The following is a 16,945-nucleotide window of genomic DNA, read 5'->3' as shown; positions in this document are numbered from 1 at the left end:
CTGTGACCTAGTATAAATTTAGCATGGAACAAATATAGTAAGCATAAAGTAAGTAAATTCAACGATGCTATAGAAATAAAAAAATCCAAGCACACTTGCATAAAACATCAGAAGCGCTATTCACCGGAGGAGACATGTCATGATGCCATTATTTAATAGAATCAGATGCTATCTAGCAGTCATATTATTTTTTACACTACAACCTGTATTTGCAGTTACATCTCCATATCGGTCAACTGATGCACCGATACTAATTGTATTTGGACAGTCTAATGCACAGGGATTTAATGATCCTCTGCCAGCATCAGATCCAAGGATTGGGAAAGATTTTTCAAATGTTTATGGATTAAACATCGCTAATAATAGAAAGCTCAATCTCAAAGATGTTACCTGGAGCAAATATAATTTAAATGGATTCAATCTCGGTGATGGCGGAGGTAACAATACCTATAATCTCGCTGGAGAATTTGCTACGCTATGGGATAATAATACCGCAACTTTAAATCTTCCACCGTTGTATATTGTATATATTTCAGTAAGTGGAAATGGGATAATGCAATCAGACGCCGGGTATGATAAGTGGTGGCCTGGCAGATCTGCAACTGATATTGATAGTGCCTATCCATTAGCCAAAAATATATTAAATTTGGTAGTGAGTAATTTGAAAAGTAAAAAATTAAATCCAACGATAATTGGCGTACATTTCAATCAATGGGAAGCCGAGGATTCGCTGAAATCTATGAGTGATCAAAATGCGGTAGTAGCTAATTATACCAATCTTCTTAATGGATTTAGAACTTCATTAGGGATGCCCAATGCACCTGTGTATTTTTACAGGCCACGCTCCACTGTATATACAAGATATAGCAACGTTCCAGTGAGCTATTTCAATGATCTTGTAAATGGATTCAATCAAATAGTTGCATCTACAACCAATGTAGCCCTGATTGATGCCGCAAATTCTAATGATGTTAATACGGGAAGAAGTTTATATAACGAATGTGGCGACGATTTTGGTATATTTAACACTGATATGGTGCATTACTTGGGATCTGTTCATAACTGGTTTGCAAGAAACCAATGGGACATAGTATTTAAGGATACAAAAAGCCAACCCATAGACAGTACAAAATCAAGCTGCGGTGTATCATTTTTAAAACAAGCAAATAAAGTAAATTTCAACTCAGATGGTAAGTCAGATCTCTTGTTAAAAAATACTACACTAGGATCCACGTCTTACGCAGTATGGCTGATGAATGGATTAAGCACCACAAGCCAACCTCCGTCCGTGATTAACACCAATTCTTCTGACTGGCAGATCAAGCTCAAGGGCGACTTTGACGGCGATGGAATAGCAGATATATTGTGGTATAACGCGAAGACTGACCAATATGTTATTTGGTTTATGAATGGGCAGAATTATAAAAGATCAGCTGTTTTAGCGCCTCATGCTGCAGGTTGGACTGTGGTAGGTTCGGGGGATTTCGACGGTGATGGTAAAGCTGATTTACTTTGGCACTCTCCATCAACGAATTATTATGTTATTTGGTTTATGGACGGGACGGGTAATTATACATCTAATTCTGGACCTATAGATAGCCCAAGCGCAGGTTTTGTATTTGAAGCTCTTGGTGACTTTGACGGTGATGGAAAAACTGACATTATTTGGAAAAATCCTACGTCAAATGTATTTTCCATGTGGTTAATGAATGGAAAACTAAAAACAGAAACCGCTATGAATCAGCCTACCCCTCAGTTGTCATGGTCTATAAAAGCTATAGGTGATTTTAACGGAGATTCAAAATCAGATATTCTTTGGTATAACGCATCCAATCCATCGAATGCTCAGTACGTCATATGGAATATGAATGCTGGAAAGTATATGAGCAGCAGCGGCATGATGACAGCGCCTGCCGCTGGATGGAGTATATATGGGGTTGGTGATTATGATGGTGACGGAAAATCGGATATTTTATGGGTTGACGGTACCGGAAAGAATTATGTAATGTGGTTTATGAATGGACTTACATATAAAACTTCTGGTCCGCTTACACCCGAACCACCAGCTAATTGGCAAATTACTCCCTAATCTATAACTTCTATGAGTATTTTCCAGATTGCTCTAATGCAGATATTTTTTCGGAAGATTCAATACACCGCATACAGTGTTAGGCAAGGGGAATTTTGCCAATATGTTGTATCAGTAATTTTTACATAATTAAATTTGCATAAGAGCACTGGATTTTTCGGTGGTCATCAGGAGTTGAGATGTGCCAGTCATTTTGAAACATCAGGCTAGAAGTGATCGGGAATGAGATCCGCCATCGTTTTTTGATTTTTTTCATTGCTCCAGCGGTCGAGATGCTGGATTGGTGATCTATAGGCATGCGTTGAATGCTACCGTTTGCGATTATAAAAGACTTCGATTTATTCGAAGCAGGCATCTTTGATTGTAATGGTGGGGCCGTGGGAATCGAATCCGCGCCTGGTATTAACCGATGTTCACTCCAAAAATGCATTATTTTGCGTCAAATCGTTGCAGTCGATTTTCCCGCGAACCCTGCGCGGCCTGTGGGCTTGGCGTTTTTACGAACTACATTAAAAGCAGTGCATTTAACGGGGGCAGCCCTGGGGGGGCTGCGATTGAAAGGCCGCGATCGACGGTCTTTTTCATGCCAAGGTAACAATGCCGGGACGTAAAAAAGCCGCGTAAAGCGGCCTGAGACGTCGCAGGCACTGCCGTAACAACATGGCAGCGGGGCAGGGTGTGCCGTCGTCCGGCGCGCCTGAGCGCCTCCTGTTCCTTCTGATAGTCGTCGCGCAAAGCGGCGGGATCATCAGCTGCTATGCCTGGTGCGCCCGGTGACACGTTTGGCTGGTTTGAATTGGACAGGTTTGATTGACATGCCGGCAGCGTAGAGGGCGATGTCTGTAAAAGCCCCTGTCAGGAAGTCGGAAGCTACATCAGAAAATGGAAAACCTGCAAAGAGAGGCGGTTTTTTATGCATTCTAATAGTGGTCCGCCTAACTCTTATTACGCTTCCCAATGTCTCATTCTCAAATTGCGCCAGTTAAGTCATCGATTGAACGTTTGCCTGTCGTCATGGCAAGAACAGGAAGAAGTCGTCCTTCTATTTATCTCGATATGAAGAAGGGAGCATTTCCGCAATGCTTTAAAGTTGGCGTCCGGGCTGTTGGCTGGTTATCTAGCGACATTGATGCGTGGATAGAAAGCCGTGTTCAGGCTGGCCAAACCGGCCGTGCGGGCGTAGAAAAAGCGAATGACAAAGGTAATTAAGTCCAGGCCTCCGGCAGGCAAGGCAACGAAGAAAGCGGGAAAGGATCCGGTGAAAAGTGCGGCACCCGACGTTGCTGGTCAGCTTCCGGCGGCTGAGAGTGCTGAGCAGGCTCGGCTCCGTCGTGCGCAGGAGATTGTGAACGGCTTTGATCTGCCTCCCAGGACAAAGCAGTTCGTCGTCGAGTACACCAAGGACATGAATGGCACGCAGGCTGCGATCCGGGCTGGTTATTCGGCAAAGACGGCTAATGAGCAAGCCGCACAGCACTTAGCAAAACTTAGTATCAAACAGGCTATCGACGCGGTGATGAACGATCGTATCGAGCAGGGCATCTTCGACGGCGATATGGTAATTTCCCGGTGGGTGGAGATCTCGCAAGCGAATCCGAACAGCCTAACGCAGTATCGTCGCGTGAATTGCCGTTATTGCTGGGGTGAAGGGCATCGCTATCAGTTCACACCGGCAGAAATGGAGGATGCCAAGCAGGCGCTCGCTGATGCCAACACCAAGCGCGCGCTGGACGAGCTCCCTGAGCTGGTATGGGGCGATAAGGGCGGCCTGGGCTTCGTTGGCAACCGAGATCCGCACCCGGAGTGCCCGGAATGCTGGGGCGAGGGTGTCGGGCGACCATTCTTTACTGATACCCGCAAGCTTGGCCGTGAGAGCCTGCCGCTCTATGCCGGTGTGAAGCAGACCAAGGACGGCCTGGAGATTCAGATGCATAACCAGACCGATGCCCTGGATAAGCTGGCCCGCCACTTCGGCCTATATAAAGACAAGCTGGCCGACGCAGTAGAGAAGAGCTATACCCGGGAAGCGCTGGAAGAGAGATTCGCCGGCGCCATGCAGCGCGCCCAGGAGCGTCAGCGCCAGGTAGATGCGGAGCGTGGATTAGGCGAGAATGGCTAAGAAGCGCCTGCTGGACGATCCGCAGTATCCAGAATTCGTAGAGCGGTATCAGTTTGACCCGTTGCGCTTCGCTGTGGAGGTATGCGGCGTATCGCCCAGCGCGGACCAGATTGACCTATACCAAGCGATGGAGCCCATGGACGCCAAGGTCAGCGTGGTTTCCGGCACGTCCACCGGCAAGACCAATTCGTTTGGCCGTATCGCGCTCTGGCACCTGCTGTGCTATCCCTATGCGGTCTACGACGGCAAGCTTGAGATCGGCTCCAATACCTACATCGGCGCGCCGAACCTGCAGCAGGTGGCCGATGGCGTCTGGAAGGAAATGCAGGACTCGAAGATTGCGATGGCGAACGGGCCGCATGCCTGGCTATGCGACTATTTCGTGATCACCAAGACCCGCGTGTATGTGACGGGCTTCGAGGAACAATGGTTTGTGGGCCGTGTCGCGCTCGCTAAGGGCCAGTCGGTTGGTATCGCCGGTAAGCACCGCTGGGCGCAGCTGATCATTGTCGATGAAGCCGCCGGCGTGAGCGACGACCACTTCGATGTGATCGATGGTACGCAGACGCAGCCTTGCAACCGGACGCTGATTGCCTCCCAGGGCGTTCGCAGCAGTGGCCGGCACCACGCCTCCCATCACAAGCTGTCGGGGCGCAATGGGGGCTCATGGCATGCGTTGCGCTTCAATTCCGAGCGCTCGCCATTTGCCACCACCAAATGGCTCAAGGAGCGGGAGAAGGAGAGCGGCGGCCGGGATTCGGTCGAATACCAAATCCGCGTGCTGGGCCTGTTCCCTGAGCAGTCAGAGCGCTTCCTGCTAGGTCGCAGCCAGGTAGAGAAGCTAGTTGGCGCCGAGCGCACGATCAGCGCTGGTGAACCCTACGGCAACCTGTTCGTCATCGACGTCGCCGCCGGCGTCTTCCGCGACAAGACTGTCGGCACCTACGCCCGGGTGATCGGTAATGGCGACCGCATTGATGCGGATCCGCGCCGCGTAGACATCATGGACGTGCCGATTTTCTCGAACGCTCTAGACTGGCAGCACATCGCCGGCGAGGTCTTCCACTACACGCAGCGCCTGTCCAACTGCACCATCCTGGTCGACGTCGGCGGGCAGGGGATCCAGTTCGCCAAGATGCTCGAAAACCTCGGTTGCCCCAATGTGGTCAAGATCAACTGGGGTAATCCATGCTTCAAGAAGAAAAACAAGGATCGCTTCTTCAACCTCCGCGCGCAGTGTTCAGTGCTGGCCGCCGAGGCCGTGAAGGACGCCCGCATCACGTTCTCTAATCAGCATGTCCAAGACCTGCTCGACCAGGCGTCAAAAATCCCATATTTTTTCGACGAAAAGGCCAGGTATCACATCGAGCCGAAGGACAAGATGAAGGAAGAGGGCATTCCGTCACCGGACCTATGGGACACCGTGTGTATGGCCTTCCTGGAGAGCGCGCATTACATAGTATCTGCCGATTATGATTCTCGCTATTGTGGCCTGGATGCGGCGCGACGGGCAGCCGAGGATGCCTTTGCTAGGGCTTAAGGTGCAATTTTCTCGGTACAACTAAGTTATTGATGAAGGTCGCGAAACCTCGCTCGCTTCCTCTGCAGGTGCAACATGCGCTTTCGAAGTTACAAACAGACTGAGCGTTGTTATCCCACCACCTCGATCAGTGAATTGTTTAGCTGAAAAGAAAACAATTGCAAAATCCATCCCTTTTTTTTGACATGACAATCATTAACATTCCGTTTTTGGCTAGAGTCGGGCTGCCATAGAGCGCATAAAAATGGGACAAGAAGGTTTCCCGGATTTCTGGCATTTCCGTCTAATGAATATGTGTAGTCCATGCGACAGTCTTCAGGTAGCTACCCCCCCAATTAAGAAAATTGTCTTTCTTAAAAAAATAATTTACTTACCAGATTATGAAAACAAAATTTGCTTTGACAATGACATTGTTCACGCTAGTAGCATGCGGTGGCGGGGGAGGAAGTGACAATGCTACGACAAGTACGCCGCCTGCGACGAATACGCCGCCAGTGACTGTCGCGCCGCCTGTCACCTCACCACCACCTGCAACTACACCACCGCCGACAGCTGTTATCGGAGAAGTGCTACCTAGTCTCACGAATCCCGAGCCAGGATCAACTGCAGCGACGGGGAATGGTGTTGAGGGCATCTGGAAAAATACCAGTAGCTTCTTCGCTGCAATTAGTTTTATTGATTCGCAGAACAATCTTTCTGCGATAAACGTGAACGCGTCAGCAGTACCTAAACATTTGTTTGGAGTGATTTCGACGACTTCGTCCGGGTGGTCTCTTATATCTGGTTTAGAGACATCAGATTTTTTTTTCAATCCCACAACTTCGGGCAGTGGCACCTACGTCGCTAAGCAAAGCTTTGCGGGTAGTTATATGACGTCGTCCGCCAATCCTACCAATTTCTCGTGGGTCTACGATCCTGCCAACGCACTTGCCGTAACTCAAAATAGTGTGGCGGGTACCTGGTCGCAGTCAAGAGATTCGCTGGTGATTGCGAGCGACGGGACATTTACTGGTACGTTCATAAGCTGCAATGTCAGCGGCACTTTGTCACTCGCGTCGCCAGGTACTAGCAAAAATCTCTATCAAATGACTTTGACTGCCGCCGCGGGCAATACCAGTGCATGTCAGATCCCCGTTGGACTTAGGTTTACTGGGAATACTGGAATTACGTTTGTACCGCTGATTGGGAATAATGGTTTTTTACGTTCAATTCCGTTCTTACTTAAATCAGACAGCAATACAAAGACGTTAGTGGGGCAGCTAACTAAGCAATAGTGCTTCTTAATTTTGCAAAATTATTGAATATTTTTTGACGAAAATTTTTTGTTTTTGGGATTAACTCATGAAAAAAACTAGAACAATTCCAATGTTGAGTATGGCTGCACTGTTTTGTGCCTTGGGAGGTTGTGCGACCGAAACGTCAAACTCTCTACCAGTACAAAAAGTTGAAAGTGCTGGCAAACCATACACTGGCGCGCGCACCCAAATTGCGGTTGGTAAGTTCGACAATCGTTCCAGCTATATGCGCGGTATCTTTTCTGATGGCGTAGATCGTCTTGGTGGACAAGCCAAGACTATTCTGATCAGCCATCTTCAACAAACTAACCGTTTCAATGTTCTGGATCGGGACAATTTGGAGGAGATGAAACAGGAAGCGGCAATCCAAAAACAAGCTCAGACCCTTAAGGGCGCTGATTATGTTGTGACCGGAGATGTTACCGAATTCGGTCGCAAGGAAGTCGGCGACCAACAGCTGTTTGGCATTCTGGGGCGTGGAAAGGTTCAGACCGCCTATGCGAAGGTGAGTTTGAATATTGTGAATATCAAGACTTCCGAAGTAGTGTTTTCTACTCAAGGGGCCGGCGAATATAACCTGTCCAACCGGGAAATAGTTGGTTTTGGTGGTACTGCCAATTACGATTCCACGTTGAACGGAAAGGTGCTTGATTTGGCGATGCGGGAAGCAATCAATAATCTGGTATCTGCTATCGATTCAGGCGCTTGGCAACCTGGGAAATAAGAACGACTAAAAGAGAGTGCTAGAGAAGATGAAGACACTAGGAATAGGGAATATTGGAGCATTGACGCTATTGAGTTGCATTGCGCTTACCGGCTGTCATACAGCACCAAAGCAGCTCTATCAATGGGAGGGCTATCAGCCGCAAGTATACGAATACTTCAAAGGTCAAAAAGGTGTGGAGGAACAAATCAGTACGCTTGAACAAGATTTGCAGAAAATTCGGGCGACTGGAAACATGCCGCCTCCTGGCTATCATGCTCACCTTGGCATGCTATATGCGAGCATGGGGAAGAACGATCAAGTAATAAAGGAATTCGAGACTGAGAAAACTTTATTCCCAGAATCATCTGCTTACATGGATTTTTTGATGAAAAAATCAAAAAAACAAGAGAAATAATATGCTAAAGAAAATTTCTAGATCGCTCCTTTGTTTGTCTTTGATCTTCCTTGCTGCAGGTTGTGCGACGCGTGCTAAACATGTTGTTGACTATACGGCGTTTAAACAAAGCCGACCTAAATCAATTTTGATTTTGCCACCCGTGAATACGTCTCCCGACGTTAATGCGACCTATGGTATGTTGTCGCAAATGACGTACCCGTTGGGTGAAGCTGGTTATTACGTATTGCCGGTAGCGTTAGTCGACGAGACGCTCAAACAAAATGGCATGACTAATGCCACAGACATACAAACTATAGCCCCAGCTAAGTTAAACGAGATCTTCGGAGCCGATGCGGCGTTGTATGTCACGGTTAGCAAGTACGGCTCAATTTATGCGGTTCTCAGCAGTGCGGTGGTCGTGACTGCCGATGCCAAGCTTATTGACTTGAAAACAGGCGGGACGTTATGGTCTGGGACGGCTAGCGCGTCGAGCAGTGAAGGAGGAAACAGTGGTGGCGGTTTGATAGCGATGCTGGTTACTGCGGCAGTAAATCAGATTGCAAATAATCTTTCCGATAAAAGTCATGTTATTGCCGGAGTAACTAGTCAACGCTTGCTGTCTGCCCATCAACCAAATGGCATATTGTATGGTCCGCACTCACCGAAATACGGTACCGATTGATCTAACCTAACTGGCAATGTGGAAGTTTAATTAGATAGTCAATGCCCGCTCCGAAAGGTTAGCGGGCTTTTTATTTCTGAATAGGAAAATCCTCGCATAGGGCAGTTCCGCTCCGTGAACTCTCTAAACGAAAACAATTGCAAAATCCTTCCATTTCCAATTGAGATGACAATCATTAACATTTTTTTTAAGGCTAGACTTGGACTGTCATAGAGCGCATAAAAATGGAACAAAAGGGGGCTTTGGATTTTTGGCACTTTCGTCTGCTTGGCAGTAACTAATTTGAAAGGAAATTTTATGGGATTTATAGCTTGGTTAATTGTTGGCGCAATTGCTGGTTGGTTGGCGGGAGTTGTGGTGAAGGGCGGCGGCTTTGGTGTGTTGGTTGACATCATCGTCGGCATTGTTGGCGCCTTCATCGGCGGTTGGTTGGCAGGAATACTTGGTATTCATATCGGTAGCGGTATTATCGGGTCGATTGTGACTGCCACTGTTGGCGCCGTGATCTTGCTATTCATTCTGCGACTGATCAAACGCACTTGATATTTTTCGGCATGAAGAGTGAATCTTAAAATCCCGCTTAAATGCGGGGTTTTTTCATCAGCGAAATATTATGACAATCCTTAACGATTGTAACGGTATTTGACTCGCAGCTTCGGCGTTTGTTGGAGGTGGCGGTCTATAAAATTTTCTCTGAGTTGATCGCCGCTTCATACTCAACCAATATTCATAACTCACTACACAAAGAAAGACGATGATGAATCCAAACAAAATTAGCCAAGCAATTTGTATCTTGTTCGCCGCCTCGGCGTTCAACGCGTCTGCGCAAACTGCTTCCGCCACTTCCTATAATCCATCCTGGTATGTTGCGCCGAGTATTAATCTGCTTGACCCCGATGCTCGTTTTCTGAGTGGCAATGACAAAAATGGTCCAGGTGTAGGTTTGCGGTTTGGTCGTGCTGTTTCGCAGGATTGGGATGTCCAATTGGGGGGGAGCTACGGACGCGCTAAAGACAAAGACGCGGGAATCACCTATCGGCAAAGTACGTTAGGTGTCGATGCCCTCTATATGTTTTCACGTAGTGCATTTCAGCCATTCTTGTTGGCCGGTGCCGGCGTTGAATACGACAAAGTCACTAACGCTGGCGCTAACGCCTCCAAGACAGCTCCTTACATTAATCTTGGTGCCGGCTTGCGCTATGCCTTCAACGATCAGTGGAGTATGCAGGCAGATGTGCGGCGTTCCGTCGGTTTCCTGGGAAACAACAGCGATTTCGGTTTCAAGCGGGACAACAACACGACATTCGGCATCGGCTTGATCTATACCTTCGACAAGGCTCCAACGCCAATAGTGGCGGCACAACTGGCACCAGAACCGATTCCTGTCTCCCCACAAGTGGCGCCTCCGCGCTTCGAGAAAATAACACTGTCGTCTACCCAGCTATTTGATTTTGACAGTGCGACACTGCGCATGCCGCAGCCGAAGCTAGACGAAATCGCGAGCGTACTAGCGGCAAATACGCAAGTGAATAATATTGTCATCAGCGGCTATACAGACCGTCTCGGCTCAGATCAGTACAACCAAAAACTGTCGCAGCGCAGAGCAGAAGCCGTCAAGAGCTATCTGGTAAGCAAAGGTGTTGGGGCGAATCGCCTGACTTCGGTAGGCAAAGGAAAAGCCAACCCGGTAGTTGAATGTAATCAGAAAAAGAAAATTGAGCTGATCAAATGCCTGGAACCGAATCGCCGCGTCGAGTTGGAACAAGTCACTTTTGAGAAGTCGGTACGTTAGATCGGGCAGTAAGTGCCAGAGGCGAGTATAGACGGCTTGTCCGTCGGCGTTGTCAATCAACTATCGGCGCCCGAGTCATTTTATCTTTTTGAGGGAGAAAACATATGAGTATTAATCTTTTGCAACTCGCGCAAACGACCCTTAGCGGACAGGTCGTTCAACTCGCGACTACTCACCTTGGCATTGAGGAAAGTAAGGCCAAGGTGGTTTTTGACACCTTGACGCCAAGTTTAATTACTTCCTTGATCAAAAAGGCAGATACGCCTGACGGGGCTCGTGCGTTATATACATCTATCATGTCCCCTCAAGTTGACTCGAATATCGGTACGAATCTAGTTAGTCTGCTTGACAATCCGGTGTCGGCGGGAAATTTGATCAAAGCCGGCGGCGAGCAGACCGTGGCCTTGCTCGGTGATAAAACGAAAGACCAGTTAACGAATGCAGTGGCTCAGCACACTGATACCGCGGTTGGCGCTGTCACGGCTATGACCAGTGTGGTGACGGCCACCCTGTTTGGATTGATCAAAAATCATCTGCAAGCCGGCAAGGGACAACAGCACACGTTGATTTCGACATTGGCGCATCAAGTGTCGTTCATTCATGGAAAATTGCCTGAGAGCGTGTGGGCTGCTTTGGGAGTGGGGACGGCGTGGGATTTTTTTGACGGCATTGGCAACAAGCTCAAAACAACGCTGTCGGCCTTTCATATGAATACGCGGTCAGCCGCACCCACCGATGGTATTCCTGTGTCCAAGGAAAAGACTGGTATTGCAAAATGGTGGTGGCTCTTGGCGCTGTTAGCGTTGGCCGCGTTGTTGTTTTTTATGCGTGGTTGCAATAAGGAATCGGTATCTTCTCCAACATCGGTTGTTACGCCGCCGGTGGCTGCTGAGCCCGCAGCGCCTAGTAAAGCATCTACGTTGTCGTTGACGACGGACAAAGACGGCAAGGCTACCGTCGTTGCCACCGTAGGAAGTGAAACGGATAAGGAAGCCATTCTGGCAGATTTGAAAAAAAACTATGGTGACAGAGTTAACGCCGACATCAAAGTTGATGGTGCGACCAAATCTGCCGGCTGGATTGGTGAACTGCCGGACTTGTTAACAAATTTCAAGCTGCCGAATACTGAATTGACGATCAAGGGCAACAGTATAGAAATAGGTGGAGCGGCCACGGATCCTAAACTGCAGTTATTGGATAAGACGAAAGCACTTTTTGGCGCCGGATATGTTGTATCGTTGTTCGATCTGTCAGAAGCTTTGGCCGACAACAAGAAAAAATTTGAAGATGCGTTAGCCGTCCTTAAACCCGGCTCATGCACTACAGCCGATGTGGTGGGTGCTATGAATACCTATTCGTTTAATTTTTCTTCTGGCTCCTTTGATATTCCGAAGGAAGATTTACTGGAGTTCGGCAAGGCAGTTACCGCGATCAGGGATTGTGCCAAGGACGCAAAACTTGAAATCGGCGGACATACCGATAACCAGGGATCGTCTGTCTCCAATATGGAATTGTCGAAAAAACGTGCCGATGCGGTGCGCGACTTCTTTGTGTTAAAAGGTATTGCTGCAGCCACGTTCACAACTAAAGCATACGGGGATATTCAACCTGTAGGGGACAACGATACTCCGAGCGGTCGTTTCCAAAATCGTCGCATTGCATTTAGCGAGCAGAAGTAGTTATTGGGATATAAATTTAACCCGCGCCGAAAGGTTAGCGGGTTTTTTGTCGATGGGATGGAAAACCCCCTTATCTCACCCTCGGCGATGGCCCTATCATCATCGCCATGAAACCGACTATCACCGCCCAAGACATTCAAGCCATGGTCAGCCATTGGCTGAGTACGCCGCCGAACGGCTATCTCGGTTCGGACTATGGTGCTGATCCCCAGTCGCTGTTGCAAAATCCCATGGCCGCCGGCATCGGCGATGCTTTCATCGGAAAAATGCGCGAGGACGTGCCGGCGCTGGATGCGATGCCGGCTGGCACCGTCAATGTTTTCTACGTGGACGGGCTGCCGGATCGCCGTGAGCTAATTGTCGATGTGGCCGGCTGGCAGGAACGGGTGAGATGACATGGCCTATTCCAAAGAAGACTTTGATCGGGTAATTGTCAATTCGGTCTCGCAGTTTCCCGAGCTGGCGGCGCTGTACCAGGTGGGCGATCCGCGGCTGCTGCAGGCGCAGTCGGCCATTGCGCAGATGATGGCGATGATGTCGCAGCAGATTGAGCTTGGCGCGATGGAGCCCTTTGACAAGGTACGGGATTCGACGGTGCTGGCCGATGCATCGTTGAAGGGGCTGATGCCGATGGCTACGCCTGCGCGTGTGAAGGTGAAAGTCGAGAATCCTACCAATGCTGCGTTTGCCATTGGCGCCGGTCGCGGCCTGCTGGATTCGAGCGGCCGCATGTACGTTACCGATTCGCCGGTAACGGTTCCCGCCGGCGGCGTGGGACATGCCGAGCTGCTGCAAAAGCAGGTACGCGCCATTGAGCACACCGTGACCGTCTCGCAGCCGTTCTATAAGATTGAGGTGCCGCAGCCCAGCGACGGGCGCTTTATCAGTGGAATCTCGGTAGCTGACGCGGCGGGCACACCGTATACATATAGTGTGGAATTCACGAATGTTGCCAATGGCGACAAGGTATTCCATGTGGAATGCGACGAATACCGGCGCTTGTTTGTCGTGTTTGGCTATGCCGGCTATGTTGGTTATCAGCCCAACGTCGGTGAGGTGCTGACCCTGACCGTGTATGAGACGACAGGTGATGTGCGCCCGGACGCTGGCAGTCCCTTCGCCCTGGATTATGCGGTAGCGCCGCAAGACGGCCTAATCAAGATCACGATGGACTCGCTATTGATTCCTGGCGCCGCGCCTATCGATATCGCGACGCTGCGAGAGCTCTGCAAATACCCGTCAGCTTATGACCAGACGGCGGTGTACCTGGGCGAGTTTGATTTCCTGGTTCGCCGTAATATCGCCGGGCTGAAATTTCTCTCGATCTGGAATGAAACGATTGAAGAGTTAGTGCGCGGGCCGAGCCTGGACAATATCAACCGGCTGTTCGTCTCCTTCGTTCCACCCGATGGCGCCACGCGCGAATCGATCGAACGGGAGATTGTGCGCGTAATCAAAGCCGCTGATGACTCCTATCGCATCGTGTTCATCACTCCGGCCATTCTTGCCATCGGCATGACCATCCTCGCCGAGGTGGCGCGTATTCACGACGCCGTTGCCGTAAAAAGGCAGATTCTGGATGTTTTGCTGAAGGAATATGGCGAGAAGGCTGTGCCAATCCGCGCCGGCATGTTGGTGATGAAATACAAGGCGATCTACGCGCTATTGAAGAACAACGTCCAGGCGCTGCAGGATTCGGGGAGCGATTTTTCAGTGACGATCACGCCGATGCAAGGTAAGCAGCTGCCTGAGCATTTCCGCTACATGACCCCGGATAGTTTGAACGTCTCTGTGACCCTGGCCAATTACAACCTTGGTTCCTGGGGGCAGTAATGGGCGCCGACAGCAGAATTCCATCACTTGCGCCACTCCAGCACAGCCATGACGCCAACGCACTAGAAGTGGAACTGAAGCAGCTGGTGTTGTTCCTGTTCGAGACTCATTTACGGGACGCCGAGCGCGAATTGAACGTCTATGGCGTGCCGCACCTGGGTTCCTTGCCCTTGATCGAGCGCCACGTAAAACGGGAAGGGTTGGCGCTGATCCGCACCGAAGAGCCGGCTATGCGCTATCTCTATAAAGCCTGGCGCGCGCGTAATCCCAAGCGGGGATTGCATTTTTTGCGCATGTATCTGCAACTGCTATGGCCGAACGGCTGGATTGTCGAGCAGCTTTGGCAGGACAAGAGCAAGCCCTATCCGACGGCCTTGAGCAGCGCCAGCAGCATAGGTAGCGCAGATCCTAGCGCCACGCATTATCTGACCAGCCGGATTCGGGTGTCGATCGATGATGAGGGAGAAATGGGAATGAACATTCCGATGGTAGCGCCTGCATTGCGCGCGGTGATCGCCGCCAAGTATGTGCTGCAGCTATCGTTGCTGAAGCGCTTTGAGAATGAGATAGGTATTTTTAACGGCGCCATGGCGCAGCAATTTTATCGGGCTGAAGGCGAAGCGATGCTGCCTTCACCGCACTAGACAGGGGAGAGTAGGATGCGAACAGGTGTGATTCAGTACAACCTCAATGATCGCGGTCGCGAACTGACGGGGAAGCCGCGGCATTTTAATATCGATAAGGTCGCTGCCTTTATCAATGGCGCCAGGACACAGGAGCGTATTCAAAAGCGCGACATGTTTGGCTATTACGGCCATTGGCCGCGCGTCAAATTCGGCATGATGCCGCCGGAGGGCGGGATTTACCAGGGCAAGTTGGTCAAGCTGGAGCCTGCGATCTCGACCATTCATTTAAAGGCCTTCCCGGACGGCACCATCGAGCATGAGGAAGAGTTCCTGGAGACGGATGCCGGCCGTACTGCGCAAAAGATGTTCGAGAGCAAAAAGGGCGGGTTCTCGTCGGCGCTGAGCGAGGTCGAAGGGCGTTTCTTCGGTTTCGATTACGTGAATGAGCCCAACTTCGATGACAACCGCGGCTACGTGTTGGATACGGCAAGCGCAGATGACGGCGGTGCGATTCTGGACGATGCTGTGATTGCCGACTACAACCAGAATCTGCACGGCATGCTGGCGTTGCTGGACAGCGCTCAGACTAGCCTCGGGGATGCACGGGCGGATCATGAGCGCGCGCTGATGGTGATTGCCAGGTTGGAGGAAGAAAACGAGCAATACCTTGCCATGTTGGCCGGCAGACAGGCCGCGCTGGATTCGGCTGGATCGCTCCCCATGATGGTCAGCAAGGCCGGATTGAATGCGATGCGCGCAGATGCTGCTGAATTCAAACGGGCGATCTTGCCTGGCATCGTTGTGCCGGATCAGCCAGAGGGTCGCTGTGTTGACAACCTGGTCAATCGCCTGCTGCGCCGCTGAGGATCCCATGCTTGAATTGAAAGAAGCTTTTGGCCGGTACATGGGACGCTATTACGCCTCGCTCACGCCAACCACCCGAGCGATGAAGTCATTTGCTGAGCGGGGGATCAGTAAGAGCATCGTCTGGGCGCCAGATCGGATGATTGACCAGGTGCAGGACATGCTGGCCGCCTGGCGCAAGAATGACAATGACGGCGGCCCGGGCAGTAGCGCGCATCTGCCGGTCATGATTGTGGCAACCGGTAAGGATTATTCGCCGGTGCTGGGGGACTTTTCTCGTCAAGTGCCGGAGCCGGAATGGGTGACGCTGCCAGGCGATCCGCTGAATCGGCTTTTTCAGCTACGGCAGATGCAGGGAGAGCGCCGCGCTCAGATTGTCATTTGCGCCGCCGAGGATGAGACCGCGCGCAGCATGGCGGCTCAATTCACCCTGTTTATCGCGGCGGTCGTCAATCGCCGGTTTGATGCGACATACCGCTTTGCTGGCATCAACCATCAATGGCCGGTGATGCTGGAGGCCACAGACGTGCCGGCGATGAATATCGACTCTGGACAGAAGAACCTGACGATCTTGGCGATCGATCTGACGCTGAAAGAGACGATTCCTTTGTTCTCAGGACCGAAGTCGGGGGAACAGAACGACGGGAAGGGCGATGGGAGCGCCGATAATCCGCATGGCTATCCGGCGGTGGGGAAAGTGATTTCGCACGACCTGGTGCAGAACGTCCATAGCCATGTCGCTGATGGCGCGCCAGATGTGCCATGGCATCAGGGAGTACCCGAACTGTGAAAATCCAAGCCTCGATCTCCGGCTACGGCATGGCGCCAGCCACGGTGTATTCCTTCTACGAGGCGGAATCCGACATTCTGCTGGTCAGCAAAGAGGCGGCCTATCGCACCGACCGCTTCAGCGACGCGATCCTGATCGGTGGCGTCAGCCTGACCGAACGAGACTGCTTGTTTACCGATGTCGACTTCATGGATGCGATTGAAGAGTTTTTCATTCGCTCTAACGGCAAAACGCTGATGATTGACGATAAGGCCGCGCGCTGTGATCCGCGTCAGAAGCTGGAACCGGATGGCATGAGCGATTTTGGCAAGCGTCTGTACCGCGTGTCGCCGGACATTACTTGCGGGCAGGTAGCGGTGCTGGCGACGGCGCTGTATGTCAAGAAGGCATTGGGCATCGACAGTGCGATGGAAATGCAGGACTGGTTTCTTGACGCCGGCCAGGGCGGGTTCGTCACGATCTGAATGGAAAACCCCGCCAGCCGCGGGGGATGGCGTGGCAGAAAATAGCATCGTTATTTTCAGCTAAGGCGG

17 protein-coding genes are annotated in these 16,945 nt (G+C 50.7%); all 17 read left to right on the top strand.

The genetic code is table 11. The annotated features are described in order from the left end of the window. Window positions 1–139 precede the first annotated feature (139 nt). Window positions 140–2,089 carry a VCBS repeat-containing protein gene (locus BCF11_RS02365; protein WP_098493321.1) on the top strand — a complete coding sequence of 650 codons (1,950 nt, stop codon included), beginning with the start codon at window positions 140–142 and terminating at the stop codon, window positions 2,087–2,089. A gap of 957 nt (window positions 2,090–3,046) precedes the next feature. Next, window positions 3,047–3,298 (top strand): AlpA family transcriptional regulator, encoded by a 252-nt coding sequence (locus BCF11_RS02360; RefSeq protein WP_098493320.1) that lies wholly within the window; start codon window positions 3,047–3,049, stop codon window positions 3,296–3,298. After that, window positions 3,282–4,208 (top strand): terminase small subunit, encoded by a 927-nt coding sequence (locus BCF11_RS02355; protein WP_098493319.1) that lies wholly within the window; start codon window positions 3,282–3,284, stop codon window positions 4,206–4,208. The genes BCF11_RS02360 and BCF11_RS02355 overlap by 17 nt, the downstream gene beginning before the upstream one ends. Beyond that, window positions 4,201–5,748, top strand: a complete 1,548-nt coding sequence (locus tag BCF11_RS02350; protein ID WP_098493318.1) for a hypothetical protein — start codon at window positions 4,201–4,203, stop codon at window positions 5,746–5,748. The genes BCF11_RS02355 and BCF11_RS02350 overlap by 8 nt, the downstream gene beginning before the upstream one ends. Window positions 5,749–6,128: 380 nt before the next feature. Further along, window positions 6,129–7,022: a hypothetical protein gene (locus tag BCF11_RS27385; protein ID WP_143751237.1), complete on the top strand. Its 894-nt coding sequence runs from the start codon at window positions 6,129–6,131 to the stop codon at window positions 7,020–7,022. Between the two features lie 67 nt (window positions 7,023–7,089). Continuing rightward, on the top strand, window positions 7,090–7,767 hold the full coding sequence (locus BCF11_RS02345; protein WP_098493317.1) for a CsgG/HfaB family protein: 678 nt from the start codon (window positions 7,090–7,092) through the stop codon (window positions 7,765–7,767). Between the two features lie 28 nt (window positions 7,768–7,795). Continuing rightward, a complete protein-coding gene (locus tag BCF11_RS02340) occupies window positions 7,796–8,164 on the top strand; it encodes a DUF4810 domain-containing protein (RefSeq protein ID WP_098497281.1) in 369 nt (122 codons plus the stop codon). Window position 8,165: 1 nt separating this feature from the next. Continuing rightward, on the top strand, window positions 8,166–8,828 hold the full coding sequence (locus tag BCF11_RS02335; protein ID WP_098493316.1) for a DUF799 domain-containing protein: 663 nt from the start codon (window positions 8,166–8,168) through the stop codon (window positions 8,826–8,828). A 297-nt stretch (window positions 8,829–9,125) separates the two neighbouring features. Then, window positions 9,126–9,371 (top strand): GlsB/YeaQ/YmgE family stress response membrane protein, encoded by a 246-nt coding sequence (locus tag BCF11_RS02330; RefSeq protein ID WP_098493315.1) that lies wholly within the window; start codon window positions 9,126–9,128, stop codon window positions 9,369–9,371. A gap of 211 nt (window positions 9,372–9,582) precedes the next feature. Further along, entirely contained in the window at window positions 9,583–10,620 is a 1,038-nt protein-coding gene (locus BCF11_RS02325; protein ID WP_098493314.1) for an OmpA family protein, read from the top strand. A gap of 104 nt (window positions 10,621–10,724) precedes the next feature. After that, complete coding sequence (locus BCF11_RS02320) at window positions 10,725–12,299, top strand: OmpA family protein (RefSeq protein ID WP_098493313.1); 1,575 nt, start codon at window positions 10,725–10,727, stop codon at window positions 12,297–12,299. A gap of 107 nt (window positions 12,300–12,406) precedes the next feature. Next, window positions 12,407–12,694, top strand: a complete 288-nt coding sequence (locus BCF11_RS02315; protein WP_098493312.1) for a hypothetical protein — start codon at window positions 12,407–12,409, stop codon at window positions 12,692–12,694. Between the two features lies 1 nt (window position 12,695). Continuing rightward, window positions 12,696–14,132 (top strand): hypothetical protein, encoded by a 1,437-nt coding sequence (locus tag BCF11_RS02310; RefSeq protein ID WP_098493311.1) that lies wholly within the window; start codon window positions 12,696–12,698, stop codon window positions 14,130–14,132. Continuing rightward, complete coding sequence (locus BCF11_RS02305; protein ID WP_098493310.1) at window positions 14,132–14,776, top strand: hypothetical protein; 645 nt, start codon at window positions 14,132–14,134, stop codon at window positions 14,774–14,776. The genes BCF11_RS02310 and BCF11_RS02305 overlap by 1 nt, the downstream gene beginning before the upstream one ends. 15 nt (window positions 14,777–14,791) lie before the next feature. Further along, complete coding sequence (locus BCF11_RS02300; protein WP_143751236.1) at window positions 14,792–15,622, top strand: hypothetical protein; 831 nt, start codon at window positions 14,792–14,794, stop codon at window positions 15,620–15,622. A gap of 7 nt (window positions 15,623–15,629) precedes the next feature. After that, window positions 15,630–16,412, top strand: coding sequence for a hypothetical protein (locus BCF11_RS02295; RefSeq protein WP_199110722.1), 783 nt, complete (start codon window positions 15,630–15,632; stop codon window positions 16,410–16,412). After that, complete coding sequence (locus tag BCF11_RS02290) at window positions 16,409–16,876, top strand: hypothetical protein (RefSeq protein ID WP_098493308.1); 468 nt, start codon at window positions 16,409–16,411, stop codon at window positions 16,874–16,876. The genes BCF11_RS02295 and BCF11_RS02290 overlap by 4 nt, the downstream gene beginning before the upstream one ends. The last annotated feature ends 69 nt before the right edge of the window (window positions 16,877–16,945 follow it).

Origin of the sequence: Collimonas sp. PA-H2 (assembly GCF_002564105.1) — a bacterium.
GTDB lineage: Bacteria > Pseudomonadota > Gammaproteobacteria > Burkholderiales > Burkholderiaceae_D > Collimonas.
This window is presented reverse-complemented; position numbering and strand designations above follow the sequence as displayed.